General features: G+C 68.1%; 21 protein-coding genes. 13 read left to right on the top strand and 8 right to left on the bottom strand.

What is annotated here, in order from left to right:
* Positions 1–47 precede the first annotated feature (47 nt).
* The 10 genes from ACIRQH_RS38150 (at position 48) to ACIRQH_RS38105 (ending at position 11420) form a co-directional block, all read left to right on the top strand.
* Positions 48–1922: an AMP-binding protein gene (locus ACIRQH_RS38150; protein WP_404229901.1), complete on the top strand. Its 1875-nt coding sequence runs from the start codon at positions 48–50 to the stop codon at positions 1920–1922.
* A gap of 71 nt (positions 1923–1993) precedes the next feature.
* The gene (locus tag ACIRQH_RS38145) at positions 1994–3061 is read left to right on the top strand and encodes an acyl-CoA dehydrogenase family protein (protein WP_404229898.1); all 1068 of its coding nucleotides are present in this window, start codon (positions 1994–1996) and stop codon (positions 3059–3061) included.
* Between the two features lie 58 nt (positions 3062–3119).
* On the top strand, positions 3120–4286 hold the full coding sequence (locus tag ACIRQH_RS38140; protein WP_404229895.1) for an acyl-CoA dehydrogenase family protein: 1167 nt from the start codon (positions 3120–3122) through the stop codon (positions 4284–4286).
* Entirely contained in the window at positions 4286–5035 is a 750-nt protein-coding gene (locus ACIRQH_RS38135; RefSeq protein WP_404229892.1) for an SDR family NAD(P)-dependent oxidoreductase, read from the top strand. The genes ACIRQH_RS38140 and ACIRQH_RS38135 overlap by 1 nt, the downstream gene beginning before the upstream one ends.
* Positions 5035–6219 (top strand): thiolase family protein, encoded by a 1185-nt coding sequence (locus ACIRQH_RS38130; protein ID WP_404229889.1) that lies wholly within the window; start codon positions 5035–5037, stop codon positions 6217–6219. The genes ACIRQH_RS38135 and ACIRQH_RS38130 overlap by 1 nt, the downstream gene beginning before the upstream one ends.
* Positions 6219–7454, top strand: a complete 1236-nt coding sequence (locus tag ACIRQH_RS38125; protein ID WP_404229886.1) for an acetyl-CoA hydrolase/transferase family protein — start codon at positions 6219–6221, stop codon at positions 7452–7454. Before ACIRQH_RS38130 ends, ACIRQH_RS38125 begins: the two co-directional genes overlap by 1 nt.
* Entirely contained in the window at positions 7451–8395 is a 945-nt protein-coding gene (locus ACIRQH_RS38120; protein ID WP_404229884.1) for a hydroxymethylglutaryl-CoA lyase, read from the top strand. Before ACIRQH_RS38125 ends, ACIRQH_RS38120 begins: the two co-directional genes overlap by 4 nt.
* A 99-nt stretch (positions 8396–8494) precedes the next feature.
* Entirely contained in the window at positions 8495–9334 is an 840-nt protein-coding gene (locus tag ACIRQH_RS38115; protein WP_404229881.1) for a PaaI family thioesterase, read from the top strand.
* A gap of 554 nt (positions 9335–9888) precedes the next feature.
* Entirely contained in the window at positions 9889–11082 is a 1194-nt protein-coding gene (locus ACIRQH_RS38110) for a cytochrome P450 (RefSeq protein ID WP_404229879.1), read from the top strand.
* Between the two features lie 143 nt (positions 11083–11225).
* The gene (locus ACIRQH_RS38105; RefSeq protein ID WP_404229878.1) at positions 11226–11420 is read left to right on the top strand and encodes a ferredoxin; all 195 of its coding nucleotides are present in this window, start codon (positions 11226–11228) and stop codon (positions 11418–11420) included.
* 44 nt (positions 11421–11464) lie between these two features.
* Here ACIRQH_RS38105 and ACIRQH_RS38100 read toward each other — a convergent pair whose 3' ends face one another.
* On the bottom strand, positions 11465–12091 hold the full coding sequence (locus ACIRQH_RS38100) for a TetR/AcrR family transcriptional regulator (protein WP_404229875.1): 627 nt from the start codon (positions 12089–12091) through the stop codon (positions 11465–11467).
* A 152-nt stretch (positions 12092–12243) separates the two neighbouring features.
* Between ACIRQH_RS38100 and ACIRQH_RS38095 the strand changes: the two genes are divergently transcribed.
* Together ACIRQH_RS38095 and ACIRQH_RS38090 are read left to right on the top strand one after the other, a co-directional pair.
* Positions 12244–13029, top strand: a complete 786-nt coding sequence (locus tag ACIRQH_RS38095; protein WP_404229872.1) for an SDR family oxidoreductase — start codon at positions 12244–12246, stop codon at positions 13027–13029.
* Positions 13030–13233: 204 nt separating this feature from the next.
* On the top strand, positions 13234–13377 hold the full coding sequence (locus ACIRQH_RS38090; protein WP_404229870.1) for a hypothetical protein: 144 nt from the start codon (positions 13234–13236) through the stop codon (positions 13375–13377).
* A gap of 127 nt (positions 13378–13504) precedes the next feature.
* Here the strand turns inward: ACIRQH_RS38090 and ACIRQH_RS38085 are convergent, their stop codons facing one another.
* Together ACIRQH_RS38085 and ACIRQH_RS38080 are read right to left on the bottom strand one after the other, a co-directional pair.
* A complete protein-coding gene (locus tag ACIRQH_RS38085; protein ID WP_404229867.1) occupies positions 13505–14941 on the bottom strand; it encodes an amidohydrolase in 1437 nt (478 codons plus the stop codon).
* Positions 14942–15019: 78 nt separating this feature from the next.
* Positions 15020–16471: an MFS transporter gene (locus ACIRQH_RS38080; RefSeq protein ID WP_404229864.1), complete on the bottom strand. Its 1452-nt coding sequence runs from the start codon at positions 16469–16471 to the stop codon at positions 15020–15022.
* Between the two features lie 139 nt (positions 16472–16610).
* Between ACIRQH_RS38080 and ACIRQH_RS38075 the strand changes: the two genes are divergently transcribed.
* On the top strand, positions 16611–17636 hold the full coding sequence (locus tag ACIRQH_RS38075; RefSeq protein WP_404229861.1) for an Lrp/AsnC family transcriptional regulator: 1026 nt from the start codon (positions 16611–16613) through the stop codon (positions 17634–17636).
* A 343-nt stretch (positions 17637–17979) separates the two neighbouring features.
* Here ACIRQH_RS38075 and ACIRQH_RS38070 read toward each other — a convergent pair whose 3' ends face one another.
* From ACIRQH_RS38070 to ACIRQH_RS38050, 5 genes are all read right to left on the bottom strand, one after another.
* Positions 17980–18723 (bottom strand): glucose 1-dehydrogenase, encoded by a 744-nt coding sequence (locus ACIRQH_RS38070; protein ID WP_404229858.1) that lies wholly within the window; start codon positions 18721–18723, stop codon positions 17980–17982.
* A 96-nt stretch (positions 18724–18819) separates the two neighbouring features.
* Positions 18820–19014, bottom strand: coding sequence for a hypothetical protein (locus ACIRQH_RS38065; protein ID WP_404229855.1), 195 nt, complete (start codon positions 19012–19014; stop codon positions 18820–18822).
* A gap of 192 nt (positions 19015–19206) precedes the next feature.
* A complete protein-coding gene (locus ACIRQH_RS38060; RefSeq protein ID WP_404229852.1) occupies positions 19207–19593 on the bottom strand; it encodes a limonene-1,2-epoxide hydrolase family protein in 387 nt (128 codons plus the stop codon).
* 149 nt (positions 19594–19742) lie between these two features.
* Positions 19743–21182 carry an aldehyde dehydrogenase gene (locus tag ACIRQH_RS38055; protein WP_404229849.1) on the bottom strand — a complete coding sequence of 480 codons (1440 nt, stop codon included), beginning with the start codon at positions 21180–21182 and terminating at the stop codon, positions 19743–19745.
* Positions 21183–21293: 111 nt separating this feature from the next.
* On the bottom strand, positions 21294–22967 hold the full coding sequence (locus tag ACIRQH_RS38050) for a flavin-containing monooxygenase (RefSeq protein WP_404229847.1): 1674 nt from the start codon (positions 22965–22967) through the stop codon (positions 21294–21296).
* Between the last annotated feature and the right edge of the window lie 652 nt (positions 22968–23619).

The raw sequence follows: 23619 nt of genomic DNA, 5'->3' as shown, positions 1-23619 counted from the left end.
GGCACCCGTCGCAAGAGTATCTGGACCATTCCAACGCAGCCCGTCTCATGCGGACCCTGGATGTGTCCACCGCGGACGAGCTGCGCGCCCGGTCGGTGGCCGACATCAGCGCCTTCTGGGACGCGGTGGTCAAGGACCTCGGCATCACGTTCCGCACGCCCTACACGGACGTGGTCAACCTCGAGCGTGGCATCGAGTACGCCGACTGGTTCACCGGCGGACGCATCAACATCGTCGACGCGGCACTGACCCGCTGGGCCCGAACCACGCCTGACACCCTCGCCGTCGCGCACGAGGCAGAGGACGGCGAAGTGCGCCGTCTGACCTTCGCCGAGCTTGAGGACCAGGTGGCCAGGGTCCGGGCAGGCCTGCGTGCCCGGGGCATCGGCAGGGGTGACGCGGTCGCCCTCTACCTGCCCATGACGCCCGAAGCCGTGGTGGCGATCTACGCCGTCGCAAGCATCGGTGCGATGGCGGTGCCACTGTTCTCAGGGTTCGCGCCCACCGCGATCGCCTCGCGCATCCAGGACGCCGATGCCAAGGCGGTCATCACCGCCGACGGCACTGTCCGCCGCCACAAGACCGCCCTGATGCTCCCGCAGTTGCGGGAGGCGCTGAAGACCTGCCCGAGCGTGGAAGTCGTCGCGGTCGTCCACAACCTGTCCGAGCCACTGGCCTTGACCGGCGACCGCGAGGTCTCCTGGCAGGATCTGCTCGGCACGGAGCCGGACCCGGAGGTGGCGGACGTCTCGGCCTCCGACGTACTGCTGCTCGCCTACACCTCAGGCACCACCGGCAAGCCAAAGGGAGCGGTGCACACCCACGCCGGGTTCCTGCTGAAGACCGCCAGTGAGGTGGCCTACGGCTTCGACATCTCGCCCGGCCGCACCTTCTGCTGGATCACGGACATGGGCTGGATCATGGGCCCGCTGTCGGTGTTGGGCACCCACGCCAACGGCGGCACCCTCGCCATGTACGAGGGCTCGCCCGACGTCCCCGACACCGGCCGGCTCTGGGGGCTCGTCGAACGGCACCAGGTGTCGATGCTGGGCGTGTCCCCGAGCCTGATCCGCATGCTGCGCGCGGTCTCCGAGGACGCACCGGCGGCTGACTTGTCCTCGGTGCGTGTGCTCGGATCGACCGGTGAGCCATGGGACCCGGAGTCGTACGAATGGCTCGCGCGCGACGTGTTCCACAGCCGGGTCCCGGTCATCAACTTCTCCGGTGGCACCGAGGTCGGCGGCTCCTTCCTGAGCCCCTACCCGGTGGAGGACATCGCCAGTTGCTCGCTCGGCGGGCCCGCGCTCGGCATGGACGTTGACGTCGTGGACGACAACGCCCGGCCCCTGCGCGGCAGCGTCGGTGAGCTGGTGTGCCGCCAGCCCTGGCCCGCGATGACCCGGGGCGTCTGGAACGACGACGAGCGGTACCTGGAGGCCTACTGGTCCACCTTCCCCGGACTGTGGCGCCACGGCGATCACGCCCTGGTCGACGCGAGCGGCGGCTGGTTCATCCTGGGTCGGTCGGACGACGTGATGAACGTGGCCGGCAAGCGCGTGGCGCCCGCCGAGATCGAGTCGGTCCTCGCAGCCGACCCGGCCGTCGCGGAGTGCGCCGTCGTCGGCGTCCCGGATGCCAAGAAGGGCGAGGCCGTATGGGCCTTCTACGTCCCGCGTGCCGATACCGATGACGACGCCACGGTCTCGCCGCGCCTGCGACGGCTCGTCGCCGACGAGGTGGGCAAGCCGTTCGCACCCGCCCAGGTCGTGCGGGTCGACCAGCTCCCGAAGACCCGTTCGGCGAAAATCCTTCGGCGCGCGATCAAGGCCGCCGTACTCGGCACGGACCCGGGTGATCTGTCCGGTGCCGAGAGCCCGGAGGCGGTCGACGCCATCCGGCTGCTGGTCAAGGGCCTTCGGTGAACCCGGTTCACATCTGATCGTGCACATGCTGGCGCCCCGGCTGGTTCGCCGGGGCCGTGAGAGGACAAGTCATGCAGTGGAAGCTCTCGGAGGAGCAGGACGCGTACCAGCAGACGGTCCGGGACTGGCTGGCCGACGTGGCGCCTTCTGAGAAGGTGCGGCAGTGGCTGGACGCCGCCGACCACTCGGCTTTCACCGCGCGCTTTGTCGCCGACGGCTGGGCCGGGGTCGGAATCCCGGAGGATCTCGGCGGCCAGGGGGGCGGTCTGGTCGAGTTGGCGTTGACGGCGGAGGAACTTGCCCGCGCCGCGGTCCCGTCGAGCGCGTGGCTGGCGACAGTCCTCGCCCTGCCCGCACTGGCGGGCCGCCCCGGCTTGGCCGAGGCGTCACTGGCCGGGGAGACGGTGGCCCTGCTGGTCCCGGCCGAGACGGTGCCGGACACCGCCGCCCCGCTCACCGTGGCCGCCGACGGCACGATCAGCGGCACGGTGTCCCGGGTCCTGGCCGGTGACCGTGCCACCCGGTTCGTCGTCCCCGTCACCCGAGATGGACTCCGGGAACTGCGTTTGGTGGAAGCGGACGCCCAGGGCGTCGGCATCCTGCCGCGTCCGCTGCTGGATCGCTCCCGGTCGGTCGCCGACGTGATCATCGAGCAGGCGGCGTCGGTGCCGTTGAACGTGGACGCGACTGTCGTGCTGGACCGGGCCTCGCAGCAGGCGGCCGTGCTGCTCGCCGCCGACTCACTGGGCGCCACCGAGCGGATGCTCGGCCTTGCCGTGGAGTACAGCAAGCAGCGCCACCAGTTCGGCGTCCCCATCGGTTCGTTCCAGGCGGTCAAGCACGCCGCCGCGACCATTCTGGTCGGTGTCGAAGCGGCCCGCTCAGCGGTCTACTTCGCCGCCGCCTCGGTGGAGTCCGGTGCCCCGCAGGCGGCACTGCACGCCGCCGCCGTCAAGGCACAGGTCACCGCCGAGGGCGCTCACGCAGCCGACAGCGCCCTCACCCTGCACGGCGCGATCGGCTACACCTGGGAGCACGACCTGCACCTCTTCTACAAGCGGGCCAAGCTCGACGAGAAACTCTGCGGCACCGCAGCGGTCTGGAACGAGCGCATCGCGGACGGCCTGGCCCTCGTCTGAGTACCCGCCGTTTCCCGCAGTCCTCAACAAACCAAAGTCCGGAAAGGACGTGAGCGCCATGGATTTCGAGCTCACAGAAGACCAGGAGACCATCCGAAAGGCGGTCCGTGGACTGGCGGCGAGGTTCGATGACCAGTACTGGATGGAGAAGGACGCCGCGCACGAGTTCCCGACGGAGTTCTACCGGGCTTTCGCCGAGGGCGGCTGGCTGGGCGTCACCACTCCCGAGCAGTACGGCGGCCACGGCTTCGGCATCACCGAAGCGTCGCTGCTGCTCGAAGAAGTCGCGGCTTCCGGCGCCGGCATGAACGGCGCCTCCTCGATGCACCTGTCGATCTTCGGCATGCACCCGGTGATCGTGCACGGCTCGGAGGAAATGAAGAAGGAGAACCTGCCCCGCATCGTCAACGGCGACCTCCATGTGTGCTTCGGCGTCACCGAACCGGGCGCCGGCCTCGACACCACGCGCATCACTACCTTCGCCAGGCGCGACGGCTCCGACTACGTGGTCAACGGTCGCAAGGTGTGGATTTCCAAGGCGATGGAGTCGGAGAAGATCCTGCTGCTGACCCGCACCGCGAAGTTCGAGGACTCGCCGAAGAAGACCGACGGTCTGACCCTCTTCCTCACCGACCTCGACCGTGCCCACGTCGACATTCGGCCGATCCGCAAAATGGGCCGCAATGCCGTCACCTCCAACGAACTGTTCATCGACGACTTGCGTATCCCCGCCGAACACCGGGTCGGCGAGGAGGGCAAGGGCTTCAAGTACATCCTCGACGGGCTCAACCCGGAACGGATGCTGGTGGCCTCCGAGGCCCTCGGAATCGGCCGCGTCGCCCTGCGCAAGGCCGTCCAGTACGGCAACGAGCGCGAGGTCTTCGGCCGGCCCATCGGCATGAACCAGGGACTCCAGTTCCCGCTCGCCGACTCACTGGCCCGGCTCGACGCCGCGGAACTCGCGCTGCGCAAGGCGACGTGGCTGTACGACCGGGGCAGGTCGTGCGCGCGGGAAGCGAACACCGCCAAGTACCTCTGCGCGGACGCCGGTTTCCAGGCCGCCGACCGCGCGCTGCAGACCCACGGCGGCATGGGCTACTCCGAGGAGTACCACGTCTCGCGGTACTTCCGCGAGGCCCGCCTGACCAAGATCGCCCCGCTCAGCCAGGAGATGGTCCTCAACTTCCTCGGCGAGCACGTCCTCGGCCTCCCCCGGAGCTACTGATGTTTTCTCTGCAAGGGCGCAGCGCCCTGGTCACCGGAGCGGGCAACGGCATCGGCGCCGCCATCGCCAAGGCCTTCGCCGAGGCGGGAGCGGCCGTTGTCGTCTCAGACCTCGACGAGGACGCGGCGGAAGCGGTCGCCCAGAAGATCGTGGCGGCGGGCGGCCGAGCGGAATCGGCCAGGGTCGACGTCCGCGACGCGGCGGAGGCAGCCCGGGCGGCCGAGCAAGCGGCCGCTCTGACCGGTGGTGTGCTCCACATCCTGGTCAACAACGCCGGTGCCATCGCGCCCGCGATGTTCCACAAGATGACCGCAGACCAGTTCAACCTGGTCCTCGGCGTCCACGTCGGTGGCACGTACACAGTCAGCCAAGCGGCGCTGCCCCTCCTCGCCACCGACGGCACCGGCCGCATCATCAACGTCACTTCGGCCGCCGGCCTCGTCGGCACGATCGGCCAGGTGAACTACAGCGCGGCCAAGGCAGGCATCGTGGGGCTCACGAAGTCCCTGGCCAAGGAACTGGCGAGGAAGCAGATCAAGGTCAACGCCGTGGCCCCGTTGGCGGCCACCTCGATGACCGAGAACATCCGCGAGAACGACAAGCTCGCGGCCATGACCCTGGCCCGCGTCCCCCTGGGTCGCTGGGCCGAACCAGAGGAAATCGCCGGCACGTTCGTGTTCTTCGCGTCCGATGCGGCGGCTTACATCACCGGTCAAGTACTGCCGGTCGACGGCGGGATGGTTATCTGATGCGCACTAATCCTTTCACCAGCAACGGCCGCGACGCACTGATCGTCGAGGCGCTGCGCACACCCATGGGCAAGTCGCACCCCGAGCGCGGCTGGTTCCGGGACACCCACCCCAACGAGATGCTCGGCTCCGTCTACACGGCCCTGCTGGAGAGCACCGGTCTGGCACCCGATGCCGTCGAGGACCTGGTCGTCGGCTGTACGGCACCGTTCGGCGAGCAGTCCCGCAACATCGCCCGCAATGCCTGGCTCCAGGCCGGCTACCCGCACGAGGTCCCGGCGACGGTGCTGGACCGTCGCTGCGGATCTGCCCAGACCGCGGTCGAGATGGCAGCCGCTCTGGTGTCGTCCGGCACCCATGACGTCGTGATCGCCGGAGGTGTGGAGCACATGCAGCATGTGCCGATCAACTCTCCTGTCAAGATCTCCGAAATCTACGGTGACCCCATCACCGCCGAACTCCGGTCCCGCTACGACTTCGTGTCGCAGGGGGAGAGCGCCGAGCTGATCGCCGACCGGTGGAAGCTCTTCCGCGAGGAACTGGACCAGTTCGCAGTCCGCTCGCACCGCCTGGCTGCCGAAGCGGTCGCCGCCGGGCGTTTCGACCGGGAGATGATCCCGATGGAGCTGGCCGGCGAGAAGCGGGTCAGCGACCAGCCCATCCGACCGGACACCTCGATGGAGGGACTGGCGAAGCTGAAGACCGTCTTCCGGGAGAACGGCCGGATCACGGCCGGCAGCTCTTCACCCATCTCCGACGGCGCGGCCGGTGTCCTGCTGGCCTCTCCCGAGGGTGCCGACCGCCACGGCCTCCGCCCCCGCGCCCGGATCCTCGACCAGACCACCGTCGGCGTCGACCCGGTCATCATGCTCACAGGACCGATCCCTGCCACCCGGAAGCTGCTTGAGCGCAACGGCATGTCGATCGGTGACATCGACCTGATCGAGATCAACGAAGCGTTCAGCTCCGTCGTCCTCGCCTGGGAGAAGGAACTGAGCCCGGACATGGACAGGGTCAACGTCAACGGCGGCGCGATCGCCCTGGGCCACCCGGTAGGAGCCAGTGGCTCGCGGCTGTTCGGCACGCTCCTCGCCGAGATGGAACGCCGGGACGTCGAGATCGGCCTGGTCACGATGTGCTGCGGCGGCGGCCTCGGGACCGCGACTCTGGTGCAGCGCGTCTGATGCTGGACCTGACTCCGCACATACATGCCGGTGACGGCGTCTGGTGGGGGCAGGGCGGCGCGGAACCGGAACCCCTGGTAAACGCTCTGCTCGACCAGGCCGACACGATCGGCCCGGTACGCGCCTTCTCCGGTCTCACCTGGAACGAACGGCTCTCCGGCAACCTGCCGGAGAATCTCACTGTGCTGTCCTACGGCGGCCTCGGCCGCCTGCGCGGGCTCAGCAAGCATGGACAGCTCCAGGTGGTGCCCTGTCACTACTCGGCGCTGCCGCGCATGTTCGCCCGGGGCAGGCTTCCCTGCGACGTAGGCCTGCTCCAGGTCTCCCCGCCGGACGCAGAAGGCATGGTCTCGCTGGGCATAGGCGTCGAGTACGTCGCCGACGCACTGCCCCACACGCGGACACTCATCGCCGAGATCAACCACCGGATGCCGCGGACCACCGGCACCCGCCGGCTGCCGCTGAGCGCCTTCGCCGCGACGGTGGAAACAGACCGGCCGCTGCGCGAGGCGCCCTCCCACCCTCCGGACGAGGTGGAGCGCGCCGTCGCCCGGCATGTCGCGGGCCTGGTGGAGGACGGCGACACCCTGCAGACGGGCGTCGGCTCCCTGCCCAACGCGGTGCTCGACGCACTCTCCGGTCACGCCGACCTCGGCGTCCACACCGGAATGATCAGCGACGGTGTGCTGGCCCTCATCGAAAAGGGGGTGGTGACCGGCGCCCGTAAAGAGATCGACCCAGGCCTGGTCGTCACGGGCGCGGCACTGGGCAGCGCCTCGATGTACGACCGGCTGCACGAGTTCCCCGTCGTGTTCCGATCGGCCGGCTACACACATGATCCGGGGGTGTTGTCCCGCCTGAGGTCGCTGGTGTCCGTCAACTCCGCCATCGAGGTCGACCTGCTCGGCCAGGTCGGTGCGGAGCTGCGCCGGGGCGTGCACATCGGCGCGGTGGGCGGACAGGTCGACTTCAGCCGGGCGGCCTCCCTGACCGGAGCCCGGTCGATCATCGCCCTTCGTTCCGAGTCGGGCGGGGAGTCGACGATCAAACCGACGCTGGAAGGCGTCGTCACGACCGGGCGCGTCGACGTCGACGCGGTCGTCACCGAGCACGGCGTCGCCATGCTCACCGGCTGCACCGTGGCCGAGCGGGCACGCCGCCTGATCGAGGTGGCCGCGCCCCGGTACAGAGAGGGGCTGGCGAACGGCCTCATGGAACAGAAGGTGGCGCGATGACACAGGACAACCGCACCCAGGGTGAGACCCGTCGTGTACGCATCCGTGAGGTCGGTCCCCGCGACGGGTTCCAGAACGAGCCGGAGACGATCCCGACCCCCGACAAGATCCAGCTGATCAACGCACTGGGGCGAGCCGGGTTCACGCGCATCGAGGTGGCCAGTTTCGTCCGGCCCGACGTCATTCCGCAGCTCAGCGACGGAGGAGAGGTGCTCACGGGCATAGACCTGCCCACCGGCGTCGAACGGATGGTGCTGATCCCCAACAGCAAGGGACTCGACAACGCCCTGAAGGTGCGCCACCTCTTCGAGGACACCACCTTGTTCGTCAGCGCGTCCCAGACCCACAACAAGAAGAACATCAACCGGGCCGTCGAAGAGACCATGGCCGACGTCAAGGTGATGGGCAAGCGGATCGTCTCTGAGGGCCTGAAGCTCTGCGCGGTGGTCGCGACATCGTTCGGATGCCCCTACGAGGGCAAGGTGCCCATGGAGCGTGTGCTCGATCTGGCCGAGCAGTTCGCGGAGGCGGGTGCGACCGAGATCGGATTCGGTGACACCACCGGTATGGCGAACCCGGCGTATGTGTCGCGGTTCTTCACCGCGGCCCGGGAGCGACTGCCGCAGGTCGAGTTGACGGCGCACTTCCACAACACCCGCGGCCAGGGCCTTGCCAACGCCTACGCGGCCTTCGAGGCCGGCTGCAGGAGTTTCGAGTCGAGCTTCGGCGAGCTGGGGGGCTGCCCGGTGCCGGCAGGCTCCACCGGCAACATCGCAACCGAGGACCTGGTGAGCATGTTCCATGAGATGGGCGTCGAGACCGGCCTCGATCTGGAGAAGGTCATCGAGGCCGCTCGTGAGGCGCAGACCGTGCTCGGCCGCAAGCTCACCAGCCACTCGATCATTGCCGGACCTGTTCTGTGGGCTCCAGCCGCAACCTGAACGGCCCCCTGCCCGGAGGAGGCTCCCATCAGTGCCCGGACGACCCACCGACGCGGCGAGCGGACGTCGGCGCCTACGAGATACGGACGAATCAGAGCAGTGACGACCATTGAGCACACCCGGCGATACAAGACAGTGGCCCTGCTGGCCCGCGGACCCGGTTCCCTCTCCAAGGCCGAGTCGGCGCCGTCCGAGACCGGGATGGTCTCCAACTCCATGCGCACCGGTCCATGGCTGAACGGCCCGGCGGGCCGAGCGGCCTGCGGTGGGATCGGGGTGTTCGTCGACCATGTTCTGGGGCGGGCCATCATGCTCCGCAGCCCCGCCGGTCACGTGTCCGTGAGCTCGGAGATATCCATCGATGTCTGCGGGCCGATTCCGTCCGACGGATCCCTGCTCTCCGCCGACGCGCGTGTGCTGCGATCCGATGCACAGGGAGCGTTCGCCAACGGCTCCGTGGTCGACGACACCGGCAGGCTCGTTGCCGTGTGCAGTCAGCACGGCCGCTGGGTGGGGGAAGCGCCCGCTGGGGCACCGTCGGGCACTGGCGCGGTGCCCCCGGACGCACGGCCGAACGCGGAGAACCTTCTGGAACTGATCGGCGCGAGAGCCAAGGCCACCTCCGACGGTGCGGAGTTGTACCTCGACGTCACGGAGGAGCTGGTCAACCCGCTGAACAACTTGCACGGGGGCATCGGGCTGTGTGCCTCGGACATCGCCGCGCACGCCGCGCTGGAGGCCGTCGGCACGCTGTCCGACACAGCATCCGTCCACATCGCCTACGTGCGCCCCCTGCCCCTGGGGACCAGGGCACGATTCGACGCGTCGGTGGTGCACTCGGGGCGCAGCTTCGCCGTAGTGAGGGTGACGGCCGTGAACGAGGCCGGCAAGCCATGCACGATCGCCACCGTCACGACGTCCACACATATGTGCGTCTGACCGCCGATCAACGTGCGGATTCCCGGGAGTTACAGGAGGCCGAGGCTGGTTGCCGCGCCTCGCCGAAGACGACGCAGGAATCAGGGCTCGAGCGCGGCGAGTGCTGCGCGAGGGGTGGCAGGGCACGGCGAACGCTGCCGTGCCCTGCCGCGCTCTGGTGGGTTCCTGTCCAGGCCGGGCCACCACACCCCTACGTGGATAGGCAGGACAACGCGATCTGGTGGCTCCCTTTCCGACGTGGCTGTCAACGTTGTCAACGTCGTGCACGTGCACTGGTACGCACGACTACCCGGGCAGCGAGAGGCGGATGCCATGCCTACAGCCACTCTGAACGCCCTTCGATGTCGGCTCAGGGGCTTGCTGGAGCAGGCAGTGGCGATCGATCTGAGCGTCGAAAATTTCTGCTTTGCGCTGTTCCGTGCGAATTTCGCGCCCATCCCATTCTTGCGATGGTCGCCGAGTGGCTATGTCGGACCGGTCGCGATTGTTGTCAGCGTCCGGATCGGGCACTACGCTGAAAAAATTCGATGTTGGTATCGAAAATTGGAGAGTTCATGAGCAATCCGCCGGTCCTGCCTATGCAGCGCACCTGCCCGTTCGCCCCCATCGATGAGCAGGTGCGGCTGCAGGAAGAGGCGCCGATCGCACAGGTCACCCTGCCCACCGGAGACCAGGTCTGGGCTTTGACGCGGCACGAGACGATCCGCAAGGCGCTGGGTGATACACGGTTCAGCTCCGATCGCCTCGATCCCCGGTTCCCCGGACGGACGATCACCACAAAGCAGATGACCGGTGGCGCCAAGATGCTGGTGGCGATGGACCCGCCCGAGCACACTGCTGCCCGGCGGCTTCTGGCCGGGGAGTTCACGGTCAAACGGATGTCGGCCCTCGAGCCGCAGATCCAGCGGTTCGTGGACGAGCGCATCGACGCGATGCTCGCCGGTCCCCGCCCGGCCGACCTGGTCCAGGCCCTCGCGCTGCCGGTCCCGTCGCTCGTCATCTGCGAGCTGCTCGGCGTCCCGTACAGCGACCACGATTCCTTCCAGCAGCTCTCCAACAAGATTCTCGCTCCGGCCATCCCGGTCGAAGAGCGGCAGCAGGCCGGCGCCGACCTGCGGGGATATCTGGACGAGCTGGTCGCGGGCAAGGAAGCCGAGCCCGCTGACGATCTGCTCGGTCGGCAGATTGCCAAGCAGCGTGAGCTGGGCACGTACGACCACGCGGCCATGGTCAGCATGGCCCTGATGCTGCTGGTCGCGGGGCATGAGACCACCGCGAACGCGATCGGGCTCGCCACCGTCATGCTGCTGGAGCACCCGGAGCAGCTGGCTGCGGTCAAGAAGGACCCGAGCAAGATTCCGGGGGCGGTCGAGGAGGCGCTCCGCTACTTCGCGGTCGCGGAGGCCGGGAACGTTCGGCTGGCCAAGGAGGACGTCGAGATCGACGGCGTGTGTGTCCGAGCCGGCGAAGCTGTGGTCGCCCTGTCCAACACGGGCAATCACGATCCGGCGGCGTTCGAGAATCCCGAGAAGTTCGACCTCGAACGCGAGGCGCGGCACCACCTCACGTTCGGCTACGGCCCGCACCAGTGCCTCGGCCAGACCCTTGCACGTATCGAACTGCGCACCGTGCTCACCAGCCTGTTCGCGCGCATCCCGGACCTCAGGCTCGCCGTGCCGTTGGACGAGCTGCCGTTCCGGTACGAAGGCCAGGTCTACGGACTCCGCGAGCTGCCGGTCACCTGGTAGGCAAGGACCTGAGGAAGAGCCGCCGAGGGTGGCTGTGTGCGCGGAGAGATGCGCTCCGGTGCCCTCATGTCGGCGAACCACCACCGCCGTCGGCCGGGAACTGCCGCCGCTGACACCCATGAAACAGGGCGGAAAAAATCATCATGCGCGTAGAAGTTGACATCCCCAAATGCGTGGCCTCGGGCCAGTGCACGCTGCTCGCTCCCGATGTCTTCGACCAGCAGGACGAGGACGGCATGGTCATCCTGCTGGAGGAGAACCCGCCGACTGAGCAGCATGACGCGGTGCGGGAATCCGCGACCGTGTGTCCCGCGGCCGCGATTCGGCTGCTGGAGTAGGACATTACGAGCGCGATGCCGTACGCGCACGGCGGCGAGGCGGCTCAGCCCTGACCTTCGGAGGTCCGAGGACCGGCTTCGGTGCCCGGACCGGGACCGGTGAGCGGCAGCAGGTCCACCAGTGCCGTGAGGTCTCTCGGGCTGGGCGTCTGTTCGAGGAAGACGATTCGGTACAGCACGAAGCCGACCCAGCTGTCGACGACCGTGTGGAGGTCCAGGCCGCGGGGCAGTTCGCCCCGCTCCACGCCGCGGCTCAGCAGCAGGGTGCCGGGGGACAGTCGGGCGGTCAGGATGTCCCGCAGGTCCGCGCGGCCCGCCTCGCCGCGTTCGACGAGTGCGCCCGCGATGACGCTCGGGTCGCCCAGCAGGGTCAGGGCGCTCACCAGGTCGCCGAGGTAGCGGACCGCGTCGTCACGGGTGGAGCCGGTGTCGGGCAGCGGGCCGGGAGCCAGCCGGTCGGCGACGGCCTCGGTCACCACGGCGGCCTTGTTGGACCACCAGCGGTACAGGGTCATGCGCGCCACGCCGGCCCGCTCGGCGATCTGCTCCATCGTGACCTTCTGGTAGCCGACCTCGGAGACCAGCTCGCGCGCGGCGCGCAGGACGGCTTCGTGGGCAACCGGATCGCGCTGGCGGCCACGCTTGCGACGTGGGCCTGTGGGCTGCGACACGGGGGCCTCCCGGCATCCGATGGAATAACGAGACAGTACGTACTGTCTAATATATAGACCGGGTCGCCGATCGGCGGCGGCCCGCGGCGGCGACCGACCTGGACATCCTCGGAGATCACCTGCCACCAGCATCAATTCCAGGAGGTCAGGACATGAACACCAGGTTCGACGGCAAGGTCGTGCTCATCACCGGCGGCGGCTCGGGTCTCGGTCAGGCCACAGCCGTCCAGCTCGCCACCGAGGGCGCCAAGCTCGCCCTGGTCGACGTCAGCGCCGACGGCCTCGCGCGCACTGCGGCCGAGATCGAGAAGGCCGCACCCGGCACCGAGGTCCGGCAGATCACCGCCGATGTGAGCCTCGAGACGGACGTGGAGCGCTACGTCGCCGAGACCAAGAAGGCGTTCGGGCGCATCGACGGTTTCTTCAACAACGCCGGCATCGAGGGCCGGCAGAACCTCACCGAGGACTTCACCAGTGAAGAGTTCCAGCGCGTCGTCGCCATCAACCTGCAAGGCGTCTTCCTCGGACTGAAGCATGTCCTGAAGGTCATGCGCGAGCAGGGCAGCGGCACCGTGGTCAACAGCGCATCAGTGGGCGGCATCCGCGGCGTCGGGAACCAGTCCGGCTACGCGGCGGCCAAGCACGGCGTCGTCGGGCTGACCCGCAACTCCGGTGTGGAATACGGTCAGTTCGGCATCACCATCAAGGCCATCGCCCCCGGAGGCATCATGACGCCGATGGTCGAGGCCTCGCTGAAGCAGGTCGACCCGGTGAACTGGGAAGAGGTGGGGCGCCAGTTCAGCAGCAGCAACCCGATGAAGCGGCTCGGCCGTCCTGAGGAGGTCGCGCACCTGGTTGCCTTCCTGCTGTCGGACCAGGCTTCCTACATCAACGCGACAGTGATCTCGATCGACGGCGGACAGTCCGAGCAGTACTGACCGGCAGAGCGTCACGGAGACGCTCTGCAGCAGCACTGCGCCTCGGCGGTCCGGGAGCGGCGAGTCCCCCCGCGAGGGACGTTCGACGTGACGACACCCTCCCGCCTCGGAAGCCCTCCCGGGCCGCCCGCGCGGGAGGGGTGCCAGCGGGCCGGCAAGTAGGCGGACACCGGCGCAAGGAGCTTTTGCGCGGCGCTGCCCAACGTGCGCCCCGCGGAACACAGCCCGGAAGGATGGGCGTCGGTCTGCGAACAGATCCTCGGAGACAGTGACGACCTCGCACACTTCTGGGGTGAAGGAGGCCTGATGGGCTTCGAGATCCAGGCGGCCACGTCCAACCCCACCTGAACCCGTCGCCCTGGTGCCTCCGAAATCGACAACCCGTCGGCCATGGCAGCGACCGCGTCTCATGCAAGGGGTACGAAGCGCCTCTGGGCTCTCGTCGGTCGTCGCGGAGATGCTCGTGTGCCCCCGGCTACGAAGCGTCCGCACGGAGCGGTGGGGCGACGACGTCGTCCGGAATCGGGCAGTGATACGGAGTGCGCTTCGTGACCCGGCGGAACTCCGCCTTCGCCTCCTCCAACACCGCTGTGTCCGTCAGGAGTTCGGCGGCAGTGGCACCGATGGCCTTCGCGGCGTGGATCATTCCCTTGTGAGCGGCGGGCAGCTTGCCCTGCGCCACCAGCTGCCACGAGTGGAACGGCGTGCCGAACGGTACGCAGGCCGCGCTTATCTGCACGGTCGGGGTGACCCAGCTGACGTCTCCGACGTCACTGGAGGCGGAAGCCTGCCACCGGGGCACCGACGTGTTCAGCGGGAGCACCGCGTCGTGCAGGGCCTTGTCGTCGTCGGCGTCCAGGCCGGAGAACACCCGGCCCGCCGCGACGGTCGCCGGTTCGAGTGCGGCCAGGAACGCGCGCCCCGTCTCCTGGTCGGCCTCGTCGAACGGCACTCCGCCGAGGTGGAAGGTGTTCCGATGCAGCACACCCTCCAGGACGTCGTTCGGCAAGATCTCCGCACAGGCTCCGTCGAACTCGACGGTCAGCTCGGTCTCGGTCATCAGCGCCGCGCCTTCTGCGACCTTCAGCACACGGTGGTAAAGCGCCTTCGCTTCGGCTGCCGTCGTGGCACGCACGATGTAGTAGACGCTGGCCTGTGCCTGCACGACATTCGGTGAGACGCCGCCGGAGTCGGTGATCGCGTAGTGGATGCGAGCACTGTCGGGCATGTGCTCCCGCAGAAAGTTCGTACCGACGTTGCAGAGTTCGACCGCGTCCAGCGCACTGCGGCCCAGGTGCGGCGAGGCGCCCGCGTGCGCGGCGACGCCGCTGTAGTGGAAGTACGCCTGATAGTAGGCAAGGCTCAGGGCCTGCCTGGTCATAGTGCCGGACATCGGGTGCCAGGTGACGGCGGCGTCGACGTCGTCGTAGGCGCCGCCCTTGACCATGTAGGTCTTGCCGGCCGCTGCTTCTTCGGCGGGGCAGCCGTAGTAGCGGACCCGGCCCGGCAGGCCCTTGGCACGGAGGTATTCCGCCACGGCCACGGCCGCGAGCAGAGACCCGGCACCGAGCAGATGGTGCCCGCATCCTTGGCCGTTCCCAGTCGTGTTGGCGGGGTCGCGCGTCTGTACGGGTACTCCGGCGGCCTGGCTGAGACCGGCCAGCGAGTCGTACTCGCCGAGGAAGGCGATCACCGCGCCGCCCTCCCCGTACTCGGCACTGAAGGCGGTCGGGAGGCCGGCCACGTCACGGGTGATCCGGAATCCGTGCTTCTCGGCCATCGCGATCTGCCGTTCGACCGCGTCAGTCTCGGTCCAGCGCAGCTGAGGGTTGTCCCAGATGGCGTCGCTCAGTTCGGTGAACGTCTTCGCGTGCTGGTCGACATAGGCTGCGATGTCGTCGGTAAGGATCATGGTGTCGCTTTCTGCTGTTGTGGTGATGAGGAGGGGCTGGGGAGGGGATCGGGGAGGGCGGAACCTTTCAGCGGTCCCTTAACCAGAGGCGGAGCTCGTCGCTGTCACGCGCTCGGCGGCGGGGCTCTCCGCCGTGGCGCGGCCCCGGGCCGCCAGCGCGAGAGTTGCACCCAGCAGTGCCACGGCCGCGCACACCGCCCACACCGCCGTGTAGCCGCCGGAGGTGATGCGCTGAGTCGTTCCGGACGTGGCACTCGCCAGCACCGCGGCGAAGACACCGGCCATCACGCTGCCGCCGAGGGTGCGGACCATGTTGTAGACGCCGGCCGAGATACCACCCTCGGTACGTGGTAGTTGTTCCAGGATCATCGCGGGCAGTACGGCGGCCACCGTGCCGCCACCGAGACCGAGAATGCCCAGGGCGACGACCATGCCCGGCAACGACGCGCTCAGCGGCATCGTCGCGGCGAAGGCGACCGCGATCAGGACGAACCCTCCGGTGACGATGACGCTTTGGCCGATTACTGCAACCAGGCGAGGGGCGAGCAGAGAAGCGACGAAGGCACTGACTGCCGTGGTCTGGAGGAAGAAGCCGAGCCCTGTGCCGCTCAGGCCGAAGCCGTATCCGGCCGCGTGCGGCGTTGCCGCGAATGTCGCCACCACGGTCGGGGAGCCGAGCAGTGCCATGCCGGCGAGTGCCGCGGCGCAGTACAGAGCGAGCAGCCGGGGCTGAGCCAGATGCCGTATCGCGACCAAGGGGTGGGCCTGATGGAGTTCGAAGCGGCACCACGCGACCAACACGGTGGCTCCGACAAGCAACGAGGTGAGCGTTCCCGGGTCGGCCCAACCACGCTGCGGCCCGAAGGCCAACGCCAGCATGAACAAACCCAGTCCCAGAGCCAATAGTGCGGCGCCTGCCCAGTCGACGTGGGCACCTTCTTGAGCTCTCGTGCGGGATTCGGGCACGAAGAAGAACGGAATGGTGGCGCAGACCCCCGCAGCGGCCGCGGACACCCACAGCACCATGTGTACGGAGCCCAGAAGATCAAGCAGGGCACCGCCGGCGACGCTGCCCGCCGAGACGCCCAGGGTGAGCGCCCCGATGAGAATCGCGATGCCCGCGCGCGCCCTTTCGGTGTCCAACCGATCGCGTACGAGAGCCATTTCGAGGGGCAGGAAGCACAGCAGAGCGCCTTGTAGCACTCGGCCGGCCAGGGCCAGGGCGAGGGTCGGAGCGAGGGCGACCAGGACCGACCCCACGATGAGCAACACGACAGACAGGCGCAGCAGTCTGCGGTGCCCGTAGAGATCGCCGAGCTTGCTGAGCACGGGTACCCAGAGCGCGGACGACAGCAAGAACACGCTGTTGATCCAGTTGAGTGAGGCGGAGTCCACACCGAGCGCGGTGCCGAGTGCTGGCGTCACGGTGGGCACGACGCCCTGGATGTAGCCGCTCACGAACTCGACGCCGACCAGCAAACCCACGACGGCCGCGGCGGAAGAGCCGGGCGGAGATTGGACAGAACTCATGTGGGGCGTTCCCTTCGAGAGAGAGTGGAAAGGCGAACGCGGGACCCGGTCCATACACGGGTCTGATGTGGTCGAATACGATGCGTCGGAGCCTAGGGTCGGTTGAAGTGAGCGCTCGAAATTGCCGGATCTTTCCACTGTGGGGACGCTGATGCCGGATTCGAAGCGCGTCGATGAGACGGACCTGATGCTGCTGAACGCGCTGCAGATCGCCCCGCGCGCTTCCTGGACGAGTCTCGGTCAGACGCTCGGGTTGAACCCGACGACCCTGGCGCGGCGGTGGGAACGGCTCGGGGCGCATGGGGATGCCTGGATCTCCGCCTATCTGAGTCCGACCGGTTCGGGCGGGGCGCTGGTGGAGGTGGACTGTGACGCGAATACCGCGCACAGTGCCGCGGAGACGCTCGCGCGAGACCCGAGGATCGCGACCGTCGAGGAGACTTCGGGTGCACGAGATCTGCTACTGAACGTGTCGACGTCGTCAATCTCCGCGCTGTCGGACTGTCTTCGCGGGGTACAACAGGCCGTCGGGGTCCGTTCCGTGCGTAGCCATGTGGTCACAACCGTCGTCACCGAGGCGTCCACCTGGCGCCTGGACGCGCTGGAGCCCGGGCAGCAGTTGGCCTTGCGGACCCGGACCGCGCCTGGGTACTCCTCCTCGGTGGACCTCGACCCGCTCGCCCGTCGGCTGGCCGTGGAACTGAGTGCGGACGGACGGCTGCCAGTGAGTGAGTTGGCCGAGCGCACGTCGGCAAGCCTCAACACGGTGCGCCGTCGGCTGGCGCACATGGAGGGGGCAGGGCTGTTGAAGGTGCGATGTGATCTGGCGAAGGGAGTCTCAGGGAGCACGACTGCCGCCACGTTCTGGCTGAGTGTGCCGCCGCGGGAGCTGGACGGGGCGGCAAGGGCGATCTCGGAGCTTCCCCAGGTGCGGGTTTCCGTGGGCGTGACCGGGCCACAGAACTTGATTGTCATCGCCTGGCTGCGGGACACGAGCGACATCCCGCAGTTCGAGATCGAGATGACCCAGCGCTCACCGGCGGCCTGCATCGAGGATCGCGCCGTGACGCTGCGCACTATCAAGCACGTGGGTCGCTTGCTCGATGAACAGGGGTGCGCAAGGGGTGTCGTGCCTGTGGACCCCTGGGCCGAGGTGGCGTGGTGAGACGCCGGGGTCCGCGCAGGGGAGTGACGAGTCGCCTCTGTCGGCACTGGCTTCTTTGTCTACCAGGTTCTTCGAGCTGAATGAGGTGCTCGCCGCACTCGGCCACCCGGTCGGCGCCTGCGGGGCGGCAAGGACCTGGCGCTGGTACTCCGGGACCTCGAACTCGCATCGTCACCGCGTGTTTCGGAGGTGGGCAAGAGCACGCCGCCGCGCTGTTCCGAGGGGTTGGCCGAGATGGGGCGCGCCACGTCATCCCGGGCCGGGCATACCCGTGGGGACCGTCTGCCACGGGTGCTTGCCGACTTGGCGGCCCAGTACCCGCAGCAGGCGGGCCGCCAAAGAGTCACTGAGCGGTGAAACCACCGTCGACGACGAACTCGGAACCGGTGGAGTAGCTCGAGTCGTCCGAGGCGAGATACATCACCAGGTGGCTGACCTCTTCGGGCTCGCCGAGCCGGCCCACTGGCGTGACCTGCCGGAGCGCGTCGATACCGGCTGCACTCAGGTTTGCCTCCAGCATGGGGGTCCGGATCACACCCGGGTGCACCGAGTTGACGCGGATGCCGTATTGAGCGAGGTCCAGCGCCGCGGCCTTGGTCATGCCGCGCACGGCCCACTTGGTCGCGGCATAGGCGATTGCTCCGGGCGAGGCGATCAGGCCGCCCATGGACGAGATGTTGATGATGGAGCCGCCGCCGGCCCGGCGCATGGACGGGACCACCGCCTGCATGCCGAGGAAGACGCCGACCTGGTTGATGTCGACCACCTTGCGAAAGCTGGCCTCCGGCAAGTCCTCGAGAGGGCTTGGTGCGGCGATGCCGGCGTTGTTCAGCAGGACATCCACGGGGCCGAAGGCCTGTTCTGTCTCGGCGACGACTTCCTTCCACCGGGCGGCGTCGGTGACGTCGAGGGTGCTGAAGCGGGCACGCCCGCCCAACTCGGCGGCGAGCTTCAGGCCCTCCTCCTCCAGCACGTCGGTGATCATCACCGAGGCGCCCTCGGCGATGAAGCGGCGGGTGTGGGTCGTGCCCAGCCCGCCGACGCCGCCGGTGACGAGTACGACCTTGTTGGTGAGCCGGTCCTGCATGGTGCGTCACTTCTTTCGAAAGGTGCTGTTGATGGGCTGCGAGTGCTTTGTGGCAGCGAACGAACGGCCGGTCGCCCGACGCGGCCGCCGATGCGATCAGGTTTCACGTTTGGTGTTGAAGCGTGTGAGCAGGACGGCCAGGTCCTTGGCCCGTTCCGTCTCCCACGTCTCGAACTGGCTGCCCGTCCGCCGTACGGCGTGGAGACGACGGCATCCGTGCTCGGTGGGGGTGAGCCAGAAGGTGGGCGGTCGTCCCGGACCGAGTCCCGCTGGATGGTCGGTCCGTCGCACTGCCTGAAGGTAATAGTCCTACACATGCATGCCTGGGGCAACTATTTTGTGGAGGTGTGAGGTTCTCGTGGTGCTGCGGTATGCCGCCCGCTGCGAACCAGGACACAGCAAGAAGCCATCCGGGAGCCGGTCGCCTCGCGGCGCATCGGACGTGACTGGCCGGCAAGGCTCGGAGACGCTGCCGACCGAGGGTCAGGACCCGTGCGGTTCGACTTCCGAGAGGCCCTTGGTGGCACCCATGTCGAAGTACTCGCGCCAGCTGACGATCAACCCGTTCTTGACAGTGAAGGCCCCCATGATCGGGATCTCGATCCACCTGCCGTTGCGCAGGAAGCTGTCGGCACGCTCCGTCAGCACATTTCCCCTGCCGTCGCCGGCGATGTTGAGGACCTGTACCTTCATCCCGCCCGCGGTGTTGTCGTAGGTGAGCATGCGCTGCTTCCACTCCTCCCGCGAGTAGGTGGGAGCGACGGGCATGTTGTGCACGAACACGTCTTCGCTCAGGAAGGCGACGGTGGCGTCGACGTCGTGTTCGGCCATCTTCCGCAGGAAGGTGGTCACGATCTCGATCTCGTGCATGGAATTGCCCCCTTGATGTGAACGCTGTGGACGTCTGTCTTCGTCATCGGCTCGGCACGACGACCGTCGCGACATTTGGACAAGGCTCGGAGCGGAAGCCCGCCGGGCTTCCGCTCCGAGCCTTGTCCAAGTGTGACGAGCCGCCCGTGTCAGCCGATCAGGAAGATGGACTTCAGCTGCTGATAGCCGGCCAGGGCCTCGGGACCGAACTCGCGGCCCATTCCGCTCGCCTTCACCCCGCCGAAGGGCGCGTTGATGTCGATGGCGTAGCCGTTGACACCGACCGTGCCCGCCACGACCCGGCGCGCGACGTCGGTGGCCCGCTGCCGGTCGGCCGACCACACCGTGCCGCCGAGGCCGTACTCGGATTCATTCGCAATCCGCAGAGCGTCCTGGTCGTCGTCGTAGCGGGTCACCGCGAGCACCGGGCCGAAGATCTCCTCCCGGGCGATGACCGAGGTGTTGTCGACGTCGGCGAAGACGGTCGGCTCCACGAACCAGCCGCGGTCCAGGCCGGCCGGACGGCCACCGCCGGCCACCAGCCGCGCGCCCTCCTGACGTCCCTTGGCGATGTAGCCCTCGATGCGGTCGCGCTGAGCCTCCGAGAAGACCGGCCCGATCTGAGTGCCCCGTTCGAGCGGGTCGCCCACCTTGAGCTCGGACGCCCATGTGGCCATGGCCTCGACGATCTCGTCGTAGCGGCTGCTCGGCGCCAGGATGCGCGTGCAGGCGACGCAGGTCTGGCTGTTGTTGGCCAGTGAGACGCCGGTCAGGCCCTTGAGGACGGTGTCCAGGTCGGCGTCGTCCAGAATGATCGCCGCCGACTTGCCGCCGAGCTCCAGGCTGACCGGTCGCAACAGACGGCCGCAGACCTCGGCGATCTGCCGGCCCGCGGCGGTCGACCCGGTGAAGGCGACCTTGTCCACGCCCGGGTGCGACACCAGGTACGCGCCCAGGTCACGCCCACCCGGCGTGTAGTTGATGACACCCGGCGGAAGCTGGGCCTCCTCCACAGCCTCGGCGAAGATGTGGGAGTCGAGCACCGCACCGGGGGACGGCTTGAGCACGATCGTGCAGCCGGCCGCGAGCGCCGGCCCGATCTTCGAGACCGCCAGTACGGTCGGGTAGTTCCACGGCACGATGGCCGCCACGACCCCCACCGCCTCGCGGCGGACCAGCGTGTCGAAGCCCATGGGCGACGGACGCCGCTCCTCCGGCTCGAGGGTCCCGGCGAGCTGTGCGTAATAGCGCAGTACGGAGACCGAGAAGCGGCCCTCGAACTGCTTGCTCATGGGGTACGGCATCCCGACCTGCTGGCTCACCACTCGGGTGAACGCGTCGAGCCGCTTCTCGAGGGAGTCGGCGAGGCGGTTGAGCGCAGCCGCCCGCTCCTGAGGATCCGAGGTGGCCCATCCCGCGTCCAGGGCGCCGCGCGCCGCGGCCACGGCCACGTCCGCGTCCCGCTCGACGGCCTCGGGAACGCTGCCCAGATACTCCTCGGTCGCCGCGTTGACAGCCTTCAGGCGTTGAGACGACGAGGGCTTCACCCATTTGCCGCCGATGTAGAGAAGCTCGTGATCCAACGACACTGGTTGACTCCTTTGTGGTTCGTACAGCTCGGCGGTGCCGGCCAGTCTGTGACGAGGGACGTCAGGGACCGGGCCCGACCGTGTGTCCGAACGTCCGTAGGTGGACGCTGCTCAGGCGGGCTTCTTCGACGAGGCCTTCGTGGATGCCGCCCCTTCGGGGCGCGGGGCGAGGACGAAGCCGTCGTACCCGCGCTCGGCGATCTCGTCACAGATCCGGCTGTAGTGGTTCAGCCCCCGGACGTAGGGCATGAAGACCCGTGGCTTGCCTGGGACGTTCGCGCCGAGGTACCAGGAGTTGCCCTCCGGGTACAGAGTCCTCGCCGCGGCCTCGTTGACCTGGCGGACCCAGTCCGCCTCGGAGCCCGCGGAAGCGTCGATCGTGGCGATCCGGTGATCGCGGAGGAACGTCAGGCACCGGGTGATCCAGTCCACGTGCTGCTCGATCGAGACCACCACGTTGGACAGCACCGACGGGCTGCCCGGACCGGTGACGATGAACATGTTCGGGAATCCGCTCGTCGACACACCCAGGAAGTTGTGGGGCCCGACCGACCACTTGTCGCGGAGCAGGACGCCCTCCCGTCCCCGGATGTCCACGGACGTCAATGCGCCGGTCATCGCGTCGAAGCCGGTGGCGAACACGATCGCGTCGAGGGGGTGTTCCGTGCCGCTCTCGGTACGCAGTCCGGTTGCGGTGAACCGGTCGATGGGATCCGCGCCCACGTCGACCAGGTCGACGTGGGGCTCGTTGTAGATTGCCGGGTAATTGGTGCCCACGCACGCGCGCTTGGCCCCGAAAGGGAAACCGTGAGGGGTCAGCGCGCGGGCGGTCTCCGGGTCGTCCACGATCGTCTTGATCTTGTCGCGCAGGAACTCCGCAACCGTCTCGTTGGCCTCACGGTCGTACAACAGGTCGCGGTAGCTCAGCATGAGGGCCGTCGCGGCGCCGTCGTCCCAGTAGCTCTCGTAGGTGGCCCGTCGCTCGGCATCGTCGACCTCAAGGGCCTTGTACTGGGGAGCGGGGAGGTCGATCCCGAAGCTGGAATTGCGTGCCGCGTTGCGCCGCCACTCCGCACGTTCGTGTGCCTGCCGCTTCTCCTCCCCCGTCAGCGGGCGGTTGTTCGCCGGGAGCGCGAACGCGGGGGTGCGCTGGAACACCGTGACATGGTCCGCCTGCGCGGCCAGCTCCGGAATGACCTGGACTCCGGAGGAACCGGTGCCGATCACGCCGACACGACGCCCGGTGAGATCGATGCCCTCCTTCGGCCACTGCGCGGTGTGCAGTCGCGCACCGTGAAAGTCGTCCAGCCCGGGGATGTCGGGAATCCGGGAAGACGACAGGTTGCCGGTGGCCATGATCAAGAACTGGGCGTCGTAACGGCCGCCCTGGTCGGTCTCGATCATCCAACGGCCCGAAGTCTCGTCGAACGTGGCCGCGGTGAGGCGGATACCGAGATCGATGTCACGGCGCAGATCGAACCTGTCCGCGACGTGTTCGAGGTATCGGAGGATCTCGGGCTGAGCGGCGTACTTCTCGCTCCACTCCCACTCCGCCTCGAGCTCGGGGGAGAACGAGTAGGAGTAGTCGACGCTACGGACGTCACACCGGGCGCCGGGGTAGCGGTTCCAGTACCAGGTTCCCCCCACCCCGTCGCCCGCCTCGATGATACGGACGTCGAATCCTTGTCCACGCAGGCGGTGGAGCTGGTAGAGGCCGGCGAAGCCCGCACCGACGACGACCACGTCGAGTTTGTTCGGGGCCGGATGCTGGTCCTGGTGGGACATCGGGCTTGTCTCCTGTCTGAGGCGATGCCGTGAGCCGATCCGGTCCACGGTTCGGCGAACACGGCCCATGGCCCCAGGGCTCCCTACCGTCTGGTGCGTCGTGGACCTGACGGGCTCCTTGGCCCGAACGCCTTGACTTCCTTGCGGTGTTCCTCCGGAGGTACGGGTGACGTCTCGATGGAGTGGTCGCCCGATGATGTGTGGAGGGTGTGGCCCCGGTATGACCTCTGCGTTGTGTGCTCTTGGTCGAATGGATGGCTGATCGGGCGGGGGAGCCGGATGGACGATGCGCCCGGTGGCGTCGTCGGTGAAGAGGTGCCAAGTGATCTGGGTGATCTGCAATGGGCCGCTTCGGGCGCGGGCCTGCGGGGCGTGTGTCCAACGGACCTGTCGCAGCGACGCGATGCGTCGGGTGAGTCCTGCGGCAGCCGTCCGACGGGCCTTCAGCTACCCGGCCGTGGAGGGACGATATTCCCGCTGTCCGGACGGTGTCAACGGCGCCAGGACGCGCGGTGATCTTGGGTCGGTGCGGTGTGGCGGCCGGTTTCTCGCGTCCCGTCAAGTATTGCGACGGAGCCGCACGGCAAACCGGCGGGCGTCAGTTGACTGCGGATCAGAACGGGTCACCGCGTCGGTGGCCGGTGTATTCGAC

Source organism: Streptomyces sp. NPDC102279 (assembly GCF_044766365.1).
GTDB lineage: Bacteria > Actinomycetota > Actinomycetes > Streptomycetales > Streptomycetaceae > Streptomyces.
This window is presented reverse-complemented; position numbering and strand designations above follow the sequence as displayed.

Bases quoted from the DNA above. Each gene is read 5' to 3' on its own strand.
- ACIRQH_RS38150 (WP_404229901.1), top strand. From the start codon at position 48: ATGCGGACCCTGGATGTGTCCACCGCGGACGAGCTGCGCGCCCGGTCG.
- ACIRQH_RS38145 (WP_404229898.1), top strand. From the start codon at position 1,994: ATGCAGTGGAAGCTCTCGGAGGAGCAGGACGCGTACCAGCAGACGGTC.
- ACIRQH_RS38140 (WP_404229895.1), top strand. From the start codon at position 3,120: ATGGATTTCGAGCTCACAGAAGACCAGGAGACCATCCGAAAGGCGGTC.
- ACIRQH_RS38135 (WP_404229892.1), top strand. From the start codon at position 4,286: ATGTTTTCTCTGCAAGGGCGCAGCGCCCTGGTCACCGGAGCGGGCAAC.
- ACIRQH_RS38130 (WP_404229889.1), top strand. From the start codon at position 5,035: ATGCGCACTAATCCTTTCACCAGCAACGGCCGCGACGCACTGATCGTC.
- ACIRQH_RS38125 (WP_404229886.1), top strand. From the start codon at position 6,219: ATGCTGGACCTGACTCCGCACATACATGCCGGTGACGGCGTCTGGTGG.
- ACIRQH_RS38120 (WP_404229884.1), top strand. From the start codon at position 7,451: ATGACACAGGACAACCGCACCCAGGGTGAGACCCGTCGTGTACGCATC.
- ACIRQH_RS38110 (WP_404229879.1), top strand. From the start codon at position 9,889: ATGAGCAATCCGCCGGTCCTGCCTATGCAGCGCACCTGCCCGTTCGCC.
- ACIRQH_RS38105 (WP_404229878.1), top strand. From the start codon at position 11,226: ATGCGCGTAGAAGTTGACATCCCCAAATGCGTGGCCTCGGGCCAGTGC.
- ACIRQH_RS38095 (WP_404229872.1), top strand. From the start codon at position 12,244: ATGAACACCAGGTTCGACGGCAAGGTCGTGCTCATCACCGGCGGCGGC.
- ACIRQH_RS38085 (WP_404229867.1), bottom strand. From the start codon at position 14,941: ATGATCCTTACCGACGACATCGCAGCCTATGTCGACCAGCACGCGAAG.
- ACIRQH_RS38080 (WP_404229864.1), bottom strand. From the start codon at position 16,471: ATGAGTTCTGTCCAATCTCCGCCCGGCTCTTCCGCCGCGGCCGTCGTG.
- ACIRQH_RS38070 (WP_404229858.1), bottom strand. From the start codon at position 18,723: ATGCAGGACCGGCTCACCAACAAGGTCGTACTCGTCACCGGCGGCGTC.
- ACIRQH_RS38060 (WP_404229852.1), bottom strand. From the start codon at position 19,593: ATGCACGAGATCGAGATCGTGACCACCTTCCTGCGGAAGATGGCCGAA.
- ACIRQH_RS38050 (WP_404229847.1), bottom strand. From the start codon at position 22,967: ATGTCCCACCAGGACCAGCATCCGGCCCCGAACAAACTCGACGTGGTC.